The following is a 20,061-nucleotide window of genomic DNA, read 5'->3' on the forward strand; positions in this document are numbered from 1 at the left end:
ATTCATTCGTTCATTGTATATCCCCCTCATCATTTCTAATTTAGTGTCCATGTAGAAATTCTTAAAGGGTAAGACCACCATCGGCTACGATAATGGAACCTGTCATATAACTTGATCCATCCGAAGCCAGGAATGCAACGACTTGAGCGAGTTCCTCTGGTTCAGCAAACCGTCCAATTCTCATATTAGGGAATTCTTCTGGCATATATTCATTGTCTTGCAGCATTTGTGGAACAGCCGCTGTCAATGGTGTAGCTACACCACCAGGACAGATCGCGTTAACACGGATACCTTTTCTGACGTATTCAAGCGCAGCTGCCTTGGTTAAACCGGCAACGCCGTGTTTGCTGGCTGTATAAGCGGCCAAGCTGTGTTCAGCGCGAATGGCTGTTGTAGATGCAGTATTAATGACATGACCGTATCCTTGTTCGTCCATCACTCGAAGTGCATGTTTCATTCCGAGGAATATGCCCTTCAGATTGACATCGATGATTCGATTGAAGTCTTCCAGGCTCATGCTATGGAAACTTTGGAACTGTTGGATGATTCCGGCGTTATTAAAAGCTACATCAATTTTTCCGTACGTATTAACAGCTTGCTGGATATAATTTTGAACATCATCTTCTTTGGAAACATCGGCTTGTACAAAAATGGCTTCGCCATCTTGCTCCTTTACCAGCTCCAGTGTCTCTTGTCCTGTTGCAGTATTATAATCGACCAGAACCAGCTTGGCTCCTCTGGCTGCCATCAGAATGGCGCTTGCTCTTCCTATTCCACTGCCTGCTCCTGTGATTGTAATGACTTTACCTGCCAGGGAATCAGATTGTTTGTTTGCAGCAACCGCAGGTTTGGTTTTCGGAGTTTCTCCTGACACAATTGAAATACCAGCCAAATCATTCTTTAAAGCTAGCAATGTAACTTCAGGAATATCCACTTGAGGAACCGCTACCAACTGATTTAGTGTGAAATTGGAAGCCATCTTAAATGTAGGAGCGTTAATAAACTCGGGTAGATGTTTAGTTAGAATTGCTAACGCCTCTTCATTATTCAGTAAATCCCCGATTTCAATATTTTCATTGTAGGCCATTATTCTTCATCCTCCGATACATGATGTGTGTAAAATATTAAATGATAGTATGACTATCATTTTGATTGTTAAGATATCATTTATTGTCTACATTTGCAATTATCATTTGAATACTTGGTAAATTATCGAGGTGGAACGGGAACAAGCCGCAATTGATGATCCAACTGGATTGCTGCTGCTTCTGATAAGAGATCACCCCCAAAGTCAAGAATAGCTCGGAGAGGAACTTCCATTGCTTCTTGATTCAACGATTCCCCAAGAACAGGTATTGCGGCTAAAATGACCTGTTTACAGACTTCATTTTTCCACAAAACACCCAGTTGTACATCCAAACTGTATTGATCAACAGAATCAACCTGAACGCTCTCTCGCTCCGAGGCGAACTCACCAAATATGCCTCGGAGCCAGCTTATACAAAGACGAAACCACTGCGCAACAGCCGGTTCGACCATGCTGCGTAACCCTCCTGAAGTATGAGGTCTTGCGAGCGATAAGCCATGTACGCCTTTGGTAAAGATATGCATCTCAAACGGGACATTTGCATGGTTAAGAGCTTCTGCAAAAGTCAAAGCGTTACTAACTGGAACCAATCGATCCTCGTACGTGTGAAATATGAACGTTGGCGGTGTTAACGCATCTACAGACTTATCGACGCCTGGTACCAGTACAGGGAAAATACGGCTCATCGATTCCACAATGCATGGATAACCAAGAATCATGGCATTGGGCCTAATCTTTCCCATAGTTCCTAACGCTGCCGCTAAGTGTCCACCAGCCGAGAAGCCACATACAGCTATTTTGTCTGGATCAATCCCCCACTTCGAACTATTCTCCTGAATCAATTCCAGTGCTTCTTCTGCATCATTCAAAGGTTTCGGAAATACAGCGTTCTGATTAATCGAATATTGTAACGTAAAAGCCTGGTACCCCTCCGCTAGAAAAGCCATCGCTATCGGTTCTGCCTCCCGCTCTGAACATGCTCTGTATGCCCCACCAGGTAAAATGAGAACAGCAGGTCGATTGCCCATGTTAGACATTCCTTGTGAAGAATCCAATACATAAGCCGTTAGACTAACGTTCGTATTGGTGAGTTCAACCGTTGTTAACTTCATATATCCTCCTATATTTTCATTTATAGTATATTGAAGCGTTCTCAATTTAAATTTTAGCGGTTCTTCTTTCTTCGAGATCTTTAAGGACTTTAGGGAATTCTTTATCCAGTTTGTAGAAGAACAGACAGATTGCAATCACGACCATTACAACAATAGGTACATATATGTTTAAAGCAATAATAGCTTGTTTAGCTGCATCACCTTGCTCGCTCGCCTGCTCCACGTAACCACCTAAGGCTAGAAACCATCCAATCATGGCTGCTCCCAAAGCAGTACCCACCTTGTTGCCAAAGGCATTAACACTATTCGTTAACCCAACCATTCTTTTACGGAACTTCCATTCTCCATATTCAATCGTATCCGTGGTGAGTGCTCCTCCAACTGCCATGAGAGGAATCGTACCCAGGGTTTGGAATACCGAACACACAAGTCCTAGCATAATACTCTCGGGTGCAATCAATCTAGCCGTTGCTCCAATCAAACCAATGATAACACCACCAAGAGCTGTGTTACGTTTGCCAAACTTTTTGATAAAGGGTCCCGACAAGCTAAAACCGATCACGACCGGAATAAGACCTATCCCTCCCATAATGGCAACCAGATTCACATCTCCCCAGATGTACTTGGCGTAATAGGTTCCTGCAGCGACACCTAATGCGAACAAAATATGAGAAAAGGTACCAACAGTGAACATCAAAAGCCAGTATTTATTGGAGATCAACATTTTCAAACCTTGGACTAGTGAAATTTTCTCCTGAAAAACGCCAAGCTCGTCCAATTGTACATTGTTATATTTCTCTCTGTTGGAGAAAAAGGCGATGAGTATTCCTGCCGCGGCCATGAATGCGAAAATCCCGGCTAATATAGTCCATTCCCTTCTGCCACCACCCATAGCGTTGACAATAGGAAGAAAAGCAATCGCCACAACCATTCCTGCTAAATAACCGCTACTTGATCTGATAATACCCATTAAAGATCTTTCATAGGTGTTGCGTGTAGTCAGGGCCATCAAACTTGAGTAGGGTATGAATGTAGGTGTATACACCATAATGTAAAATACCAGATTTGTTATAATGGCATATACAATTTTACCAGTGACGCTGATATCCGGAACTGAAAATAACAGTAACAACGATACAAACATCGGAATGCTCATCCAGAGTAGCCACGGACGTGCTTGCCCATACTTGGATTTAGTCCGGTCTACGAGCACGCCCATGCCCACATCTGCAACTGCATCAAGTAGTTTGGTAACCAATAGAACAGTTCCTACAATTGCTGCCGATACACCTACAACATCCGTGTAATAATACGTAATTAGTCCCAGCAATCCGCTTGAAATGTTCAGCCCAAACATTCCCATGGAATCTCCGATCAGTCTTTTAGTCGGAATTTCACGTTCAGGTTGATGAGGTGTGTCTGTGTGAGATGTGACGTGTTGGTCATTTACTGCAACTCCCATAGCTTTTCCCCTCCGATATACTCTTGATGGATACGCAATGAATTCGCTTTCATACTTATATTGTAAGATCCATACAGGAATACGGATATAACGCGTTGTTAAGATGAAATAACGTAATCCAAATACAATATCGGAGGTGAGTACCTTATAAAAAAAGAAGCCACGATAATTGTGGCTTCTCTTCATTCAATATGAATAAGTACGTTTATCATTTAATGTAAATCAGAACGAAACCGGGAAGTCTTTTAATCCGCGAATAATCATGCCTTGGCGCCATTCCAATGATTCCTCTGTTGTGTTCAGACGAATATCAGGCATTTTACGCAGTAACGCATGAATAGCAATCTCCCCTTCTAGTCTCGCTAAGGGTGCTCCAAGACAGAAATGTATGCCCTTTCCAAAGGCAATATGATTATTCACCTTACGTGTAATATCAAACGTATCCGGCTCGGGGAACTGCTGTGGATCACGATTTGCAGACGAAAACGAAACAAAGAGCATATCCCCTTGTCGAATATGTTTTCCGCCATACTCTACATCTTCAGTAGCCCAGCGTATGTTGCTCACTTCTGCCGGTCCGTTATACCGAAGGATCTCCTCCAGGGCTGGATGAATCAATTCAGGATCATTCAAGAGCAATTGCTTCTGCTCCGGGTTATCAAGCAACGCCAGCATACCGTTCCCGATCAGATTCACGGTTGTTTCATGGCCTGCAATGATTAGAACGAAGACAAGGGCATATAGTTCCTGCTCCGAAAGAACATCTCCCTCCTCCTCCACGCTGATGAGGTCGCTAATCAGGTCTTCCTGAAGATGTTGGCGTCTTTCTGTGATCAACACATGCAGATAGTCTACGAATGCCTTCATGACCTCATCGCTCTTCTCGTTCATATGTGGATTGTTGAATCCCTCCATGATGGTATTGGACCACTCCTGGAATTTGTCCTGATCCTCTAGAGGAACCCCCAACATTTCACATATAACCATGATCGGAAGGGGAAAAGCATAATCTGCGATCAGATCCAGTTCCCTTTTTCCACTCGCCAGTACCTTGTCAAGCAATTCATCGCTTATTTCTACAATTCTACCGCGCAGGCGCTCAATCATACGGGGTGTAAAAGCTTTCTGTATCAATCTCCGTAGACGGCGGTGATCCTCCGGATTCACACTAAGCAAATTACGAGAAATGATCTCTTGATGTGGCGGAGCTGCCCCCTCAACATTTCCCATGAACGGAGGATTCGTCACAAAGCGTTTATCCTGAAAAATCTCAACGGCGTCTTCGTAGCGAGTAATCATCCATGCAAAGTGACCACTGGGCAAAGGAAACCGATGCACTGGATCTTCGTTTCGCAGCTCCTTGTAGACCGGAAAGGGATTATTTATAAACGATTGATCAAGAAAATCAACTCCCGACTTCGAATGTCCCTTGTTGCCATTGGTAAACATTACAACGCCTCCCGAATATATGATAGTTTGTATATCAATACAATATCAATTCTATCATTACCGAATACGACTTTCAAATTTTGTAATCTTACGTACCCTGCTACACTCACTGGTCAAGCTGAACCATCGCCAACTTGCGATCAAGTTCATCCAACTGTTCTTCAGGTGCGCTGAAGGATGGATAACTGGCCAATTCACGTATACTCGCTTCTCCCATTGGTCCAATGGTTTCTGGATTCAACGTAGCAAAAACTGGTGAAAATCCGCTTAAAGCTTCGCGGCCTCCCTCATTACGAAGCAAGTCATTGAGTGGAGTGTGTGTGCTAAGAATTTTCTTGTATACTTTGGATGGAGCATAGCTTACTTCATACGTACCACTACTCACTTCAATTATGGTATTCTCTTCTTCCTGTGTGACAGGTAATCCGGAATCGGTAAGGATAACACCGTTCAGGGTCACATTCTCCATTTGAGCATGTGGTAGTTTTATCGTAGCTGTTGCATTGAACGGTATGGAGAAGCTGAAGAACAGATTCCCTTGCTCGTTGAATTTCCATTCGCTCTTATACCGTCCTGCTGCCGTATCTACATGAGCTTTAACCCATTGGATTCTGAAATCAGGTAGAGGTGCCAGTAAAGCATGACGGAATCCTGGATTATCCTCGACGGGATTGATTCCTGCCATATTCCGATACATCCATTCTGCAACCGCTCCATAAGCATAATGATTGAGCGAGTTCATGCCATCTCCGCTGATTTTCCCATCCGGAAGAATAGAGTTCCAGCGTTCCCAGATCGTTGTCGCCCCCATATTGACCGCATACAGCCAGCTTGGATAATCATCATTCAGCAGCAGTGTGTATGCAATGTCGTTGCTTCCATGCTCTGACAGAACCCGGTTCAGATAGGGTGTTCCGACAAAGCCTGTTCGCAAATGGTTCTGGTCTTTGCGCAGACGCATGCGGATGTCTTCCTCAATCCGCGGAGTGTGTTGTTCTGGCACCAGATTCATAAACAAGGCAACCGCATATGCCGTCTGCGTATCTACAGCGAGACGTCCATTGCTGGTAAAGAATTCATCCTTTATCGCTGCTCTAACCTCTAGTGCCAGTTGCGCATAGGTCTCCACGAGGTCTCCATGTCCCAGAACTTTGGCTGCCTTCGCTACAATATCTGCTGAATAAGCGTAATACGCTGAAGCCACAAAATGATTATCCGTTCCCCCCATTGGAGAATCGGGATTACCCCCATCCAGTGCAAGCCAGTCACCAAAATGGAAACCTACTGTCCATAACCGTTTGCCGCCTAATTCATCATCGGTACGTTTGATGAAGTCCACCCATGCCTTCATGCTGTCAAATTGTTGCTCAAGAATACCCTTATCTCCAGAGTGAACGTAACTGTTCCATGGAATAATGGTGGCTGCATCGCCCCAAGCACTAGACCCACCGCCTTGCACTCGGCCAACGGGGATCACCATGGGTACCATACCTTCCCGATCTTCCTGTTCCATCCATAGATCATAACCATACTTACTGAAGAAAGCATAGGTATCCATGTTGAAATTAGCAGTACCAGAGAAGACCTGTGCATCACCTGTCCAGCCCATTCGTTCATCCCGTTGCGGACAATCTGTAGGTGTATCCAGGAAATTTCCTTTTTGACCCCATAGTGCATTCTCATATAGACGGTTGATTCCTGAATGGCTTGTCTCCAAATATCCGATGCGGTCCATATCCGAGTAAACAACACATCCTGTAAAATCGTCCAAGTCCAACTTACCAATCCAACCCTCTACTTTGATATATCTGAAGCCGTAGAAGGTAAAGTAGGGTCGAATGATGGCTTCATTGCCATCTGATGTATACGTATATTCCGCCTTGGCCGATCTAAGATTCTCCCGATAGAAATTACCATCCTGAAGTACTTCGCCATATTGTAAATGAATGACTGATCCACGCGGTGCCTGAGTGCGAAATTGTAGCCAGCCGACCATGTTTTGTCCCATATCAATGACGGTCTCCCCAGCTGGGGTGGTGAGGACCTCGATCGGTTTTAATGTTTCCTTGATCACAACGGGGAGACTCTTTCTAGCCATCAGACGCTCGTAGCCTAGATTCGTTTCTTTGACTGGATATTCCTCAGAAACATCCAGAGTAGCATCATAAATTTCTCCATCATAGATGTTACTATCCAACACCGGGGAGCGGGTAGCTCGCCAGGACGTATCTGTTTTAAATACGACTTCGGTACCATCTGTATAGGTAATAATGATTTCGGAAATCAGTGCAAAATGGTCTCCATACAGCTCCCCTGTTGTATCGCCTTCAAAACCAAAGCGACCTTTGTACCAACCGTTCCCGAGGCCTACATCAACCGTGTTTGTACCAAGCTGTAGCATATCTGTAATATCGTAGGTCTGATACTGCAACCATTTGTGATAGGCATTATAATGGGGAGCCAAATATTCATCTCCAACCTTGGCGCCATTAAGCGTCATCTCGTAAACACCCAGACCACATACGTAGGCACGGGCTTGTACCACTGAACCCGCAATTTCGAAGCTTCTTTTCAAGACAGGATGGACTGAACTGTCCAGTTCAGGGGTAATCCACTGAGCTGTCCACGCCTCTTCCTGCTTTGCGGTTTCAAACCAGGCTGTCTCACTGATGGCATCTTCACCACGTTCGTTCCATACCCGAACTCTCCAGTAATATCGGGTCCTTGGAGCTAACGTCAGAGAGGGTATATATGCAAGCGGATCAATGTCCTCTTTTATATCACTATCAAAAACGATGTTAATGAAGGCTTCATCCAGCGCTATTTCTATTTGTGCAGCAATCTGTTTAGTTGCCGTAGTCTCCGTAACAACATAAGACAAGCTTGGATATTCTATTGCGAATCCTAACGGATTGGATACATGATTTGTTTTTAAATTTGTGATTTTCATGATTTTACCCTCCATTATCGTTGAATACGTTCTCACAACTTTGTTCTGCATTATTGAGATTGGATTGACCTGTACCACTCGTTCACTTCGTCCGTCATTTGTTTCCCGCCGGATTTGAGCCACTTCTTAACAAAATCATCAAAAGCCTCTATAGGCTGCTCGCCATAAATAATAGAATTAAAGGTATCCAACTCCATCTTTTGCAGATAGGTGTTCCTTGATCGCATTATTTTCGTCGCCGGTCCTTGAAACAGGTTTCGTTGGTCTATTTTTTCCTGAGTTGCCTCAACAACGTCTGCCTGTGTAACCGGCAACTCATCCGGGTTGTTCGGGTCTACCCCCATGCTGAAAAAGACGGCTCGATCATAAGCATTCAGTTGTTCACCCTTGCCTAGTTTTAAAATGGCGTCTTTAAATCGTGAGGGGTAGCTTGCGTATTGGCTAAACAATGTATATTTGGAGGTATTTACTTTCCCCCCCGGAATTGTACTGCTCTCACTGTTAACAGATCCATCCTGCTTCAGAACATAGTCATACCCGTTTTGATAGGCACTAAGAAAGAACGGAATATCGGTTACAGTTGCTTCATATAAATAGTTCTGGTATTTAAAAAAAGCCTGTAACGCTTCTTCAGAAATGTCTTTGCTAATGAGAAGAGCAGCACTGTAAGAATTGCCCGCCAGTCTTCCAGCTGTACCATCCGGGCCCATCGGAATCGGATAAGGAATAAATTCTGCCTGAGAATCTCTGGCTTTGAGCTGCTTCACCGGATAGTCAGCAAACCATCGTGGTCCTGCAACAATTCCGACCTTGCCGGCAATTACGTTTTCGTTAACTTGACTGAAATCTTGTAATGCAACGTTGTTTCCCATATATCCTTTGCTTTGCCATGTTTTCAGTCTCAACAGTGCTTTTTTGATCTCCGGTTGAATGCTGCCGTACATCAACTGTCCCTTTCCATCTTTACCCCATATTTCAGGAAGGGCTCCATAAGCCCCGAATACCCATGAGATATCTCCTGTTGGGGAAGCCAGATACTGATCCTTGATGGCAAAATCAATGCCGTAGGTATCTTTTATCCCATTCCCATCCGGATCATCATAAGTAAAGGCATTCATGATTTGTTCGAGTTCATCCAGATTACGAGGGGCTTTAAGTCCCAGTTTATCCAGCCAATCTTTACGGATCCATAGTACAGCTTGTGAAGCTTGTTCAGTAATAATGGGGATTGCCATTCTTTTTCCATTTTCAGTGAACGGTTGCCAGGCTTCAGGAACTTCAGCCATAGCCGCTTTCCAGGTGGGAGAGGCGTATTGATCAAAGGCTTCTCCCGCATCCAATACCTTTCCTGAAGTCAGGAACTGATTCGTCGTATCCATGACTTTAGATGAAAATACATCAGGAAGTGGGTCATCGGAAGACAACATTAATCTAAGCTTCATATCGTAATCCTCCACTGGAGCACTCCATTGTGTGCGAATATCCACCCCCAATGTCTTCTTGGCCCAACGTATATGTACGTTATCGGACGCCGTTTCGCTGTTTTTGTATACGGTGGTTGGTTCATCCATCTTAACGGTGGTTAGGACGACTTCATGTTTAACAGATTCCTGTTGAGGAGTTGTTTCATCACATCCCGTCAATAGAGCCAAACAAAGGACGGACAGAAGCAGGGATTTTTTCCTCCAGCTCATATTCAAAATTCTCCTTCATCTATTTCATCTTAATCATATCGTGACAACTATGGGATCGAAATAACGCTATTTCAACATTCCATAATTCAATCTTAACTTACGCTTCTATTACTCTTTGTTTCACTTGTGTTTCTCCTTTGGTCGCCCTACAATGAGATATATTTACATCATTGGCAGGGGGAATAGCGGTGTGAAGCAGAAGTACAGAACATTCCTGAACATGGTGGCAATTACTTTGATTATGCTTGCAGCAGTATTAATCATGTACACCTTCTCTGTCCAGTCCAGCTTGGATACAGTCAAAAAAGATATTGAGGCCAACAACCTTAATCGGGTTCAATTTGTAGTAAATACACTCGACCAGAACATAGATCGGTTAAATATGCTTGCCATTACACTGGAAACGGATAATACAATTGCTCTCCTTCAATCGATCGACGTCATGAGTGCATTTGAGCAAGTTCAGCTCATTCAGAATGTTGAGGCCAGAGTGAAACTTCAAAGTCTTTCGGAAGGATGGAGTAACAAAATATCCATCTACTCCATCCTCCTCAATCAATGGATTGTATCTTCGGAAAATCAGATGCAGTCTCCTGAGAATGATTCACCACAGTCAGGGTGGAAAATCGATCCTGTTTCAGGGGCATTTTATAAATACAAGACGAATTCCGAGCTAATTATGCGAATGGAGTTCCCTCGGGGCAATCTGGAGGAACTTGTAGAAAACTCACATCAGGGAGAGAATGAGGCCGTATTCTATCATCCGAATCAGGGATCCATTACTCGCAAAAACGCAAATCCCTTGACCTCCCTTATTTTAGACCAAGTCGTCACTAATCTTAAGCCTGCTTCCGGTACCGAGACAGTCTCCGTTAACGGTTCTGACTATATCGTCAACTATGTTTATTCGCAACAACTTGAATGGTATCTTATTGACTTTATGCCTCTGGATAAGGTGTTGCAACCCATTAAAACCAGCCAAATCTGGTTCTACTCCGCCTGTGTAATGCTATTTATGGCAGGGTTGACAATTATCATTGTTCTCTTTCGGAAAGTTCAGATTCCTATACTGGTTCTTCTGAAGGGAGTTCGACTGCTGAAGCATGCTGAATTCTCTTATCGGATTAAGAGGCAGAGCGGCAATGAATTTGATTATTTGTATGGACAGTTCAATGACATGGCCGAACAGATCGAAGACTTGATCGAGAAAGTATATAAAGAAAAAATCATAGCACGAGAAGCTGTGCTCAAGCAGTTGCAGGCTCAAATCAATCCGCATTTCCTTTATAATTGCCTGTTTTTCATCAATAACATGACGCGACTTGGCAACGAGGAAGCCGTTACGGCCATGACCCAGAATCTTGCGGAGTATTTCAGATATACGACCCGCCTGAATGAACCAATGACCCGTTTGGAAAAAGAACTGGGTATCGTCCGGAATTATCTTGAAATTCAATGTCTGCGTATGGAACGACTCTCCTATCATATCGAACTGCCCGATGATCTCAGTTCTATTCCAATTCCAAAGCTGCTTGTCCAGCCTCTGGTGGAAAACAGTATTATCCACGGAATTGAAATGAAGCGTGATTCAGGTTATATACAGGTTAAGGTAGAACGGACCGAACGAGGTATCCTTCTTATTGTTGAAGATGATGGAACAGGGATGACACTTGACGAGATCAACTCCCTTATGGTTAGACTCGCCGAACCTCCTGTAGATACCATAGGTTGTGCCCTGTGGAACATCACTGAACGTCTGCGTATTCATGATCCTGTTCATTCAGGTATCCAACTGGATCAAAGTCCACTCGGCGGAATGCGGGTGAGAATTCACTGGTCCCTTCCCACAAATGATCGAGAACTTGAATAATAAAGTCTATACAAAATGCCTCATACATCACTTGAATTTTGATGTATGAGGCATTATTGATTTTTAATTGACAGAAAAGTGTCATGTTTGTTAGCATAGTCTGAGTTAAATCGAACAAGGAGGTTTTTCCAATAGAACCCCGGCAAAGGCTTGAAAACGAGCGCAGCGATCTAAAATTGAAGCGGCGCACAAGTATTATTGAAGCAGCTCAAATCGTTTTTTTCAATAAAGGTTTCGAACAAGCAACGATGCAGGAGATCGCCGCTGAGGCGAGCTTGGGCGTCGCTACCATATTCCGTTATTTCCCCAAAAAAGAACAGTTAATTGTTGCGGTCGCTTCCGAAATTGTTCAATCCGAGATCGAAGTGTTCGAGGGCATTCTACACGATCAAGGAACCTGTTATGACAAGCTGGAAAGAATCTTTGATACACTTATTTTCTTCCAACAGGCGGAACATCAACGGAACTCGAAATTAATTGAGGCATTCGAATGTTACGTCTCCATGTCGAAGCTTCCTCTGGACGATATGGAAATCTATCAGGCCAATTATAATAAACTGATTACCCTGTTTACCGAGCTTGCGGAACTTGGTGAACAGGACGGGTCCTTGCGGACGGATGGCAATACTCGTGAAACCATTAATACCATGATTAATGTGTTTGGAAACTTTTCCAAAAAGATGGCGATGTTGAACGGTATTGATGCATTCCAGACCCAAGTAAATGAAGTGCAGCAGTTCAATATCCTAAAAAAACTGTTCCTTGATCATTTGAGAGCCTGAACAAGAGGCTCCGACTTCAGGATAAAACTGATTGCCAGACTATGAGGACCACTGTGAGAGCATATGGAGCAGCCGCCTTCGATGATGTGTACATTGCGAACAGAGGTCTCTTCTAGAATCATGTTGCGTATCCACTCCGCAGTTTCCTCTTCCAGTGTCTGGGCAATAATAATCTGGTCGTGATCAATGCGATGGATATGGCTCAAAATATCCTGTAAAAGTTTCTTAACAATTCTCTCCTTGCTTCCCCTGTATTTCACTCCGGAAAGCACCTTTCCATGTCTAACATATAAAATGGGACGAATTCGAAGCATACTTCCTAGCATATGTTGAATGCTGCTAACCCTGCCTCCCTTGTGAAGATAATCGAGATTATCAACGAGCACATTTAACTGGATTTCATGCCGCGCTGTCTCAAGCCATTCGGCGATCGCAAGGGCACTTTTTCCTTCTGAAGCCATTTCCGCTGCTAAAAGTACATTCATGGCTGTCCCGGCGGATACATTCAGTGAATCTACAACCGTTACCCGTCCTGCGGGGAACTCTCTTGCCGCCACCATGGCGTTCTGATACGTCGATGATAGATGAGAGGACATACTGATAAACAGTATATCCTCTCCGTTCTCGATGACCGGACGGAACACTTGAATGAAATCTGCAGGCGGAGGTGCAGCTGTCTTCGGCAATTGGTCGTATATCTCAACCAAATTGTACATGTCTTTTGCATTGATTTCTTTTCGATCAACATAGGACGTGTCCTGAAAAACAATATATAAAGGTACAATTCCGATATTATATTGGTCCATCCAATCCTGTGGGACATCCGAGATACTATCTGCAAAAATGCGTACTTTCGACATGCTACGCCTCCCCCTAACCTGATTTCTCTTTACTCATCAAAGTTGAACTTTCCGATTCTTCATCTTTTTTCGATGAAATGGAGGTATCGATAGAATGAGTATCCTTCATCACGGATTCTCCCTCCACATCAATATTAGGAAGAATTCGATCCAGCCACTTCGGCAAATACCAGGCGCTTCGCCCTAACAGGGTCATCACCGCCGGGACAAGCGTCATCCGAACGATGAATGCATCCACCAAAATACCAAAGGCAAGTGCGAGTCCCATGGATTTGATCATGGCATCTCCGGCAAAGATAAAGCTCGCAAAGACGGCGATCATAATCAAACCTGCGGCACTTACAACAGGACCACTGTGAGTAATACCACTTCGTATTGATTTCACTGCATCTCCCGTATGGTTATAATCCTCTCTCATGCGGCTTACCAAAAATACTTCGTAGTCCATAGCAAGTCCGAAGAGAATACCTGTAACCAGAATTGGCAGGAAGCTCAGTACCGGCCCTGGTTCGGGAATGCCAAAGAAATTTGCCAGATAGCCATCTTGAATGACCAAAACGATGACGCCTAGGGTTGATCCAAGGGTGAACAGGAATCCAAGTACGGCTTTGATTGGAACCAGAATGGATCGAAAAACCAGCATGAGCAACACGAAAGCGAGACCTACAATCAATATTGCAAATTTCGGCAATGCTTCGTCAAGTTTCTCGGAGATATCAATATTGACTGCCGTTCCCCCGGTAACCATAATTTCGACATTATTATCTTTCATCACCTGTTCCGCTTCCGCACGAATAGTTTGGACCAATTCGGTCGTTTTGATATCATGAGGGCCTGTCTTCGGTAACACCGTAATGATTGCGGCCTTCCCGGAAGGACTCGGAATTAAAGGATTGACACTTGCCACATCAGGCAGATTTTTGATATATGAAGTTGCTTTGGCAATATCCGCTTGTGGATCTTCCGTTTTTGCTGTTCTAGCAACTACAACCAGTTGACCATTAAATCCTTCTCCAAAGCCTTCCGCAAGCAGGTCATACCCTCGACGTTCTGTTGTATCCGTGGATTTTAAACCGCTATCTGGTAGGCCGAGTTGCATATGCAAGAACGGGATAGTACAAACCGTCAATAAAACGATACACAGGATGGCAGTGAGCCAAGGTTTGCGTGTTACAATCTTGCCCCAACGATTCTCTGTTCCCTCTGCTTTTTTGGGACCAGACCATTTCCGCAGCCATTTGTTCTCCCGTGCCGGACTAATTCGATCTCCTGCAACTGCCAATACGGCAGGAACAAAAATGACAGCAATTAATACTGCTACGAATACACTTACAGCTGCCGCCAATCCCATCATGGTTATGAATGGAATCTGTACGACCGACAGACCAACCAGGGCGATAATAACGGTTATTCCTGCAAAGACAACGGAGCTACCTGCTGTTGCATTGGCTTGAGCAATGGCTGTATTTCGCTCAAATCCTGCTGCCAGTTGTTGACGATACCTGGACATGATGAACAGAGCATAGTCGATCCCTACAGCCAAGGCCAGCATAACAGCCAGTGTAATGGAGAATGAAGCCATAGAAACTACATTTGAGCCAATGACGATAATCATCATTCCTATACCGAGCCCTACAACTGCGGTTAGGATCGGTAATCCTGCTGCGAGAAACGATGTGAATGTGAAAGCAAGGATCATGAACGCAATCAGAACCCCGATGACTTCAGAAGTACCTCCTATCTCAAGCTCAGAAAAAGCTACACTCCCTGCAAGTTCCGTTTGAATTCCACGATCCTGCAGTCTCTCTACAACACCAAGAACATGTTCTTTGGAATTCTCTGTTACTTCATTGGCTGGCTGACTGTATGTAACATCAGCATAACCAATCTTCTTGTCTGCACTTAACGTACCGGCGTCATACGGACTGACGATAGATGTTACCGATGAATCCGATTGAACCACTTTTAATGCTTCTGTAATCCATTTTTTGTTCGATTCCGATTCCAGTGTTGCCTTTTCAGACTTGAACACTAACCTGATCTGTCCACCATCACCGGAGGATGGAAATTCTTCATTCAATATTATTCCAGCCTGTTCCGATTTGGTTCCCGGAATGGTCATCTCTCCTGTAAAGGACGTTCCCAAGCCAAGACCCAAGGCGGCCACAAGCAGTAAAAGCATCAAACCTCCTGCGATTACCATTTTCCTTTTTCTTACCGACCACTCACCGAGTCGAAATAATAATTTTGCCATATTCTTTTGACGTCTCCCTTCTTTGCTACAAATCTGGGCTATCTTGATGTTGGACAACCTCGTGAATTCATCATATCTAAAACTGAACAAGAAAAAACGTACATAAGGGCATGCCCTTGATGTACGTTTGGGAAGCACCAAAGGGCGCTTTTAGTACTCGCTGACCATTGATATGGAAAATAATATATCAATTTAAAATGTATTTACAAATGTAAGATGCCCTTTTCCACGGATACAGCGACAGCTTCCGAACGTGAATCTACGCCCAGTTTGTTATAGATATTGGTCAACTGTGCCTTAACGGTTCGTTCCGCCATACCCATATCAAAAGCAATGTCTTTGCTGCGAAGGCCCCGGGCCACTGCCTGAAGAATGATTAATTCCTTCTCAGTCAACGATAGTGCGTTTTTCGGTTTCTCTTCTACCGCGGACTTGTCCCGATATGCAAATACTCTGGCAGTTATTTCAGGCTGCAGCAGTGTCTCCCCACGTAGAGCAGACTCGAGTGTGCGGAACAAATTCTCTCTGCTTGTATCCTTAAGTAAGTAACCTTTCGCTCCCAGTCCCAGCCCATTAATCATAAGCTCGTCTTCATTGTATGTGGTCAAAATAATAACAGGAATCTGAATCTGTTTTTCGTTCATGATTTTCAATGTATCCAGTCCACTCAGCCCCCCGGGCATATTCAGATCCATCAGAATGACGTCTGGCTTCAGTGCCTCCATCTGTTCTAAGGCTGCGTTTCCTTCCTCGGCTTCTCCGACAACATCGTAGTTGTCATCGGTTCCCAGAATCAATTTCATCCCTTCACGTACCACCCAATGATCATCTACAATCAGAACTTTATGCTTCATTATTTTTCCTCCCATACAATACAGGTACAGATAGCTCTATTGTAGTACCTTCATTGTTGCTCTCAATATGAATTTGCCCGCCTATAAGCCTAGCTCGTTCATGTATGCCGATCAGACCGTAATGTCCTGTCTCTTTACCGATTTTGCCAATGTTAAAACCTCTTCCATTATCCTTAATAACCATGTGAAATTGTTGCTGATTGTCCCCAATATTTATGGATACATCGCTCGCCTGCGCATGACGTGCCACGTTGGTCAGTGTTTCACTCAACATATGCAATACATGCTCCATTTTGGCGCCGGATAGAACAGATTTTATTGTAGCTTCCAACTTGACATTAACTCCTGTCGCTAGTCTGAAGCGTTGCAGTTGATCATGAATCGCCTCGTTAAAGTTAACAGCAGGTGTAGCTCTAGTTCTTAGATCGTCAATCGCTTTTCTCGCATCGCCCAGTGTCTGTCTAGCCTGTCCCATGGATGACAAAACAATCTCATGAGCTCGGTCGATGTTCCCTCGGCTAAGATATGCGTCTATCGCTTCCAGTTGCATAATCAGTCCGGCTTGCCCCTGAGCCAACGTATCATGCAGATCCCTTGCCATTCGTTGACGCTCGTTGGCCAGCGTCAGCTCTTCCACCTTCTGGTGGGTCAGTTCCAGATCACGCAGAAATGTCTGCGTACGAACCCTTGCATTAACCTGCCGATAGTAGAGGAGCGCATAAGCCATAACAACGACAATCATAAGCATAAGTAATGGAATAAACAATGCAAGATCCTGTACCTCCTTGACCCACAAGGTAATCAGGCAAAAGAAAAGATACAGCACAAAAGCTACAAAAACCACCTTTTTGGTTTCAAAAAAAATGGCCACGCTTTGTCCTATTAATACTGGAATCAAGCCAATAAGTATGACGGGAAGCCCATCGGGCATTATGAATGAGCTCCCAAATATAAGGCCACCCTGGATAAACAGATATAGTGCTTTGGAACGGTTGATAATATCGCTCACACGCCAGTACAGATACATATGAAGAACCATAATAATTACAAAAAATAAGCTGGGCACTACTAGGGGAACAGACATGGTTTGTAACGCGACAGTGACTATAGACACCAGAACGATCCAGATGATAATGGGAAGACGTGATGAAGTGATCTTATCATAATCTTCATCCATATTTGATTGGAGGAAACGGGACTGATTGGATGTATTTTTCACGTAATCACCTCTCTTCCAATCATTATAATACGGTTTGTCTATGGGTTATATGTACTTTAGTGCATGCCCTTTCGTACATTTAGAGCTAACTTTGTAATATAGTATAAGAAAATCGCCCATAAGTCATTCTTATGGACGATTCCCCCTTGTTTTATTTTCTTTAGTCCCTCTACTTTTTACTGCCGCACGGCCGCATTCAAGCCTACAAGAAGCTGTGAGAGCAGCTCTTCTGTAAGTGCTCCCCCGGTAAAAGGGATCAATGCGCGTAGTGGCATATAACGCATGGATGCCTGAAGCATTTCCGCAGAAACAGCATCCGAATGCGCATTTTCAGCTCCTTGAGGAACAAATCCCTGTAATTGACTCAGTATGGCCATTGTTTTCGGATTAGAGAGCAATTCTCCGAGGGCTGTATTGCGGTCATAGACTGGAATGATTTCAGGTGAAGTCGATTCTACATGAACGGTCTTTTGCAGGATGATTTGACGAGATGAAGAACCGATCAGGAGATCATACTCACCACTCTCAACATGCCAATCCTTCAAGTCAATATTGTAATACGCAAAGCTTCGTTTATCTAAAGTAAAAGTAACAGTCTTCTCTTCATCCGGCTCAAGAGAAACCTTGGCGAAACCTTTCAGTTCTTTTTCAGGACGGCTAACGGTTGTCTGCCGATCATGAACATATAGTTGTACCACTTCTTGACCATACCGTTGCCCTATGTTTTTCACGTTAACCGTAACAGTGATTATATCTGTATCCTTGAATTCCGATTGGCTTGCGTTCAGCTGTGAATACTCAAATTGAGTATAGCTCAAACCATAACCGAAGGGGAATAAAGGTTCAATATCTTTGCCGTCATAATAGCGATAACCCACATAAATGCCTTCTCTATATTCGACCCGATCCCCATCACCAGGGAAGAACAGCGAAGATGGATTATGCTTTAAGGATTGCGGGAAAGTCTCTGCGAGCTTCCCACTGGGATTAACTTCTCCGAATAACAGATCAGCGATTGCTCCTCCTACAGCCTGTCCACCCAGGTACGCTTCAAGTACAGCTTTTGCATTGTTAAGCCAAGGCATAACAATAGGTGAGCCATTGCTGAGCACAACCACCACGTTAGGCTGGACAGCAGCAACGGCTGTTATAAGTTCCTGCTGGTTCACCGGAATATCCAGATGTTCTCGATCATATCCCTCGGACTCATAGCGGTCTGGCAGACCAATGAACAACACGGCGACATCAGCTGCTCTTGCGGATTCAACTGCTTCGGCTACCAAAGTCGGAGCACTCTCATCGGAGTCGAGGTTGTAACCTGACTTGTATGTGATCGTTGCGTCAGATCCAGCTAGCTGGACCATCTGTTCAAAGGCACTATCCAGCTTGGTTGGTTTGATATGGGAACTGCCCCCGCCTTGATATCTAACTTTGTCCGCCAACTCTCCGATGACAGCAATGTTGCCTTGTTTTTTTAGCGGGAGAATTTGATGTTCATTTTTTAATAGAACCATCGTTTCACTTGCTGCTTTTCTGGCAATCTGATGATGTTGTTCCTGGTCGTAAGTGGTATCGGGACGGCTGTTATCAACCGTTTTGAAAATGACACCTAAAAGTCTCTCCACGGCACGGTCCAATTGCTCTTCAGTCAGCTCCCCGCGGTTTACCGCTTCTACAATCTGTTTTGGTCCTTCTCCGTTGGATGATGGCATCTCAAGCCCCAGACCTGCTGCAATACTTGGTGCAATTTCACTCACCGCAGACCAATCCGTGACAACAAAACCTTCATGACCCCATTCTTCCTTCAGGATAGTAGTGAGTAAGTACTCATGCTGGGAAGCATACGTTCCATTGACCTTATTATATGAAGACATAACCGTCCATGGCTGTGATTGTTTGACTGCTTTCTCGAATCCGGTCAAATAGATTTCTCTTAATGTCCGTTCATCCAAAGTGGCATCTGTCGTCATGCGGCGATGCTCCTGGTTGTTTACCGCAAAGTGCTTCAGAGACGTTCCGACTCCCTGACTCTGAACACCTGTGATATGTGCAGCGGCCAGTTCTCCAGTCAGATAGGGGTCTTCGGAGAAATATTCGAAGTTGCGTCCGCAAAGTGGGGAACGCTTGATATTTGCCCCTGGGCCGAGCAGAATGGCTACATTTTCTGCCTGCGCTTCTTTTCCGATCGTCGCTCCTACAAGTTGAACAAGGTCACGATTCCATGAACTGGCCAGGCCAACGGCTGAAGGAAAACAGGTTGAAGGAACACTCTCGTTCAAACCCAGATGATCTGACTCGCCTGCTTGCTTACGCAATCCATGAGGACCATCTGTCATCATGATCGAAGGAATTCCTAACCTTTCTACAGCTTGTGTAGTCCAGAACGTACTTCCTGAGCATAGCTCGGCTTTTTCAGTCAAGGTTAATTGCTTTACCAGTTGTTTGATGTCACGATTCATCTTCTATAC

The 20,061-nt window shown here is 44.3% G+C and carries 13 protein-coding genes; 2 read left to right on the top strand and 11 right to left on the bottom strand.

From position 1 onward, the window contains the following. Positions 1-61: 61 nt before the first annotated feature. The 6 genes from BLV50_RS06470 to BLV50_RS06495 all read right to left on the bottom strand — a co-directional run bounded on the left by BLV50_RS06470 (position 62) and on the right by BLV50_RS06495 (position 9,754). Complete coding sequence (locus BLV50_RS06470) at positions 62-814, bottom strand: SDR family NAD(P)-dependent oxidoreductase (protein WP_072733506.1); 753 nt, start codon at positions 812-814, stop codon at positions 62-64. Between the two features lie 395 nt (positions 815-1,209). Next, entirely contained in the window at positions 1,210-2,199 is a 990-nt protein-coding gene (locus BLV50_RS06475; RefSeq protein ID WP_072732967.1) for an alpha/beta hydrolase, read from the bottom strand. Between the two features lie 46 nt (positions 2,200-2,245). Next, a complete protein-coding gene (locus tag BLV50_RS06480) occupies positions 2,246-3,661 on the bottom strand; it encodes an MFS transporter (RefSeq protein ID WP_177031126.1) in 1,416 nt (471 codons plus the stop codon). A 222-nt stretch (positions 3,662-3,883) separates the two neighbouring features. Next, complete coding sequence (locus tag BLV50_RS06485; RefSeq protein WP_090806577.1) at positions 3,884-5,110, bottom strand: cytochrome P450 family protein; 1,227 nt, start codon at positions 5,108-5,110, stop codon at positions 3,884-3,886. Between the two features lie 106 nt (positions 5,111-5,216). Continuing rightward, the gene (locus BLV50_RS06490; RefSeq protein WP_090806579.1) at positions 5,217-8,060 is read right to left on the bottom strand and encodes an alpha-L-rhamnosidase; all 2,844 of its coding nucleotides are present in this window, start codon (positions 8,058-8,060) and stop codon (positions 5,217-5,219) included. A gap of 50 nt (positions 8,061-8,110) precedes the next feature. Beyond that, positions 8,111-9,754 (bottom strand): type 2 periplasmic-binding domain-containing protein, encoded by a 1,644-nt coding sequence (locus BLV50_RS06495; RefSeq protein WP_090806581.1) that lies wholly within the window; start codon positions 9,752-9,754, stop codon positions 8,111-8,113. 190 nt (positions 9,755-9,944) lie between these two features. Here BLV50_RS06495 and BLV50_RS06500 point away from each other — a divergent pair, with 190 nt between their 5' ends. Continuing rightward, positions 9,945-11,624 (top strand): sensor histidine kinase, encoded by a 1,680-nt coding sequence (locus BLV50_RS06500; protein ID WP_177031127.1) that lies wholly within the window; start codon positions 9,945-9,947, stop codon positions 11,622-11,624. A gap of 176 nt (positions 11,625-11,800) precedes the next feature. After that, positions 11,801-12,406: a TetR/AcrR family transcriptional regulator gene (locus tag BLV50_RS06505; protein WP_063563809.1), complete on the top strand. Its 606-nt coding sequence runs from the start codon at positions 11,801-11,803 to the stop codon at positions 12,404-12,406. Here the strand turns inward: BLV50_RS06505 and BLV50_RS06510 are convergent. The 5 genes from BLV50_RS06510 to BLV50_RS06530 all read right to left on the bottom strand — a co-directional run bounded on the left by BLV50_RS06510 (position 12,391) and on the right by BLV50_RS06530 (position 20,052). After that, the gene (locus tag BLV50_RS06510; RefSeq protein ID WP_079697500.1) at positions 12,391-13,266 is read right to left on the bottom strand and encodes a DegV family protein; all 876 of its coding nucleotides are present in this window, start codon (positions 13,264-13,266) and stop codon (positions 12,391-12,393) included. The genes BLV50_RS06505 and BLV50_RS06510 overlap by 16 nt on opposite strands. Positions 13,267-13,279: 13 nt before the next feature. Beyond that, positions 13,280-15,520: an MMPL family transporter gene (locus tag BLV50_RS06515; protein ID WP_083584599.1), complete on the bottom strand. Its 2,241-nt coding sequence runs from the start codon at positions 15,518-15,520 to the stop codon at positions 13,280-13,282. Positions 15,521-15,723: 203 nt separating this feature from the next. Beyond that, positions 15,724-16,374, bottom strand: coding sequence for a response regulator (locus tag BLV50_RS06520; RefSeq protein ID WP_072732972.1), 651 nt, complete (start codon positions 16,372-16,374; stop codon positions 15,724-15,726). Then, the gene (locus BLV50_RS06525) at positions 16,364-17,593 is read right to left on the bottom strand and encodes a sensor histidine kinase (protein WP_072732973.1); all 1,230 of its coding nucleotides are present in this window, start codon (positions 17,591-17,593) and stop codon (positions 16,364-16,366) included. The genes BLV50_RS06520 and BLV50_RS06525 overlap by 11 nt, the downstream gene beginning before the upstream one ends. Positions 17,594-17,769: 176 nt before the next feature. Further along, a complete protein-coding gene (locus tag BLV50_RS06530; RefSeq protein WP_090806585.1) occupies positions 17,770-20,052 on the bottom strand; it encodes a glycoside hydrolase family 3 C-terminal domain-containing protein in 2,283 nt (760 codons plus the stop codon). Positions 20,053-20,061: the final 9 nt, after the last annotated feature.

This window comes from Paenibacillus sp. 276b, assembly GCF_900107875.1.
GTDB lineage: Bacteria > Bacillota > Bacilli > Paenibacillales > Paenibacillaceae > Paenibacillus > Paenibacillus marchantiae.

Excerpts from the sequence above, each read along its gene's own strand:
- BLV50_RS06475 (WP_072732967.1), bottom strand. The coding sequence starts at position 2,199 with ATGAAGTTAACAACGGTTGAACTCACCAATACGAACGTTAGTCTAACG.
- BLV50_RS06480 (WP_177031126.1), bottom strand. The coding sequence starts at position 3,661 with ATGGGAGTTGCAGTAAATGACCAACACGTCACATCTCACACAGACACA.
- BLV50_RS06485 (WP_090806577.1), bottom strand. The coding sequence starts at position 5,110 with ATGTTTACCAATGGCAACAAGGGACATTCGAAGTCGGGAGTTGATTTT.
- BLV50_RS06490 (WP_090806579.1), bottom strand. The coding sequence starts at position 8,060 with ATGAAAATCACAAATTTAAAAACAAATCATGTATCCAATCCGTTAGGA.
- BLV50_RS06495 (WP_090806581.1), bottom strand. The coding sequence starts at position 9,754 with ATGAGCTGGAGGAAAAAATCCCTGCTTCTGTCCGTCCTTTGTTTGGCT.
- BLV50_RS06510 (WP_079697500.1), bottom strand. The coding sequence starts at position 13,266 with ATGTCGAAAGTACGCATTTTTGCAGATAGTATCTCGGATGTCCCACAG.
- BLV50_RS06515 (WP_083584599.1), bottom strand. The coding sequence starts at position 15,520 with ATGGCAAAATTATTATTTCGACTCGGTGAGTGGTCGGTAAGAAAAAGG.
- BLV50_RS06520 (WP_072732972.1), bottom strand. The coding sequence starts at position 16,374 with ATGAAGCATAAAGTTCTGATTGTAGATGATCATTGGGTGGTACGTGAA.
- BLV50_RS06530 (WP_090806585.1), bottom strand. The coding sequence starts at position 20,052 with ATGAATCGTGACATCAAACAACTGGTAAAGCAATTAACCTTGACTGAA.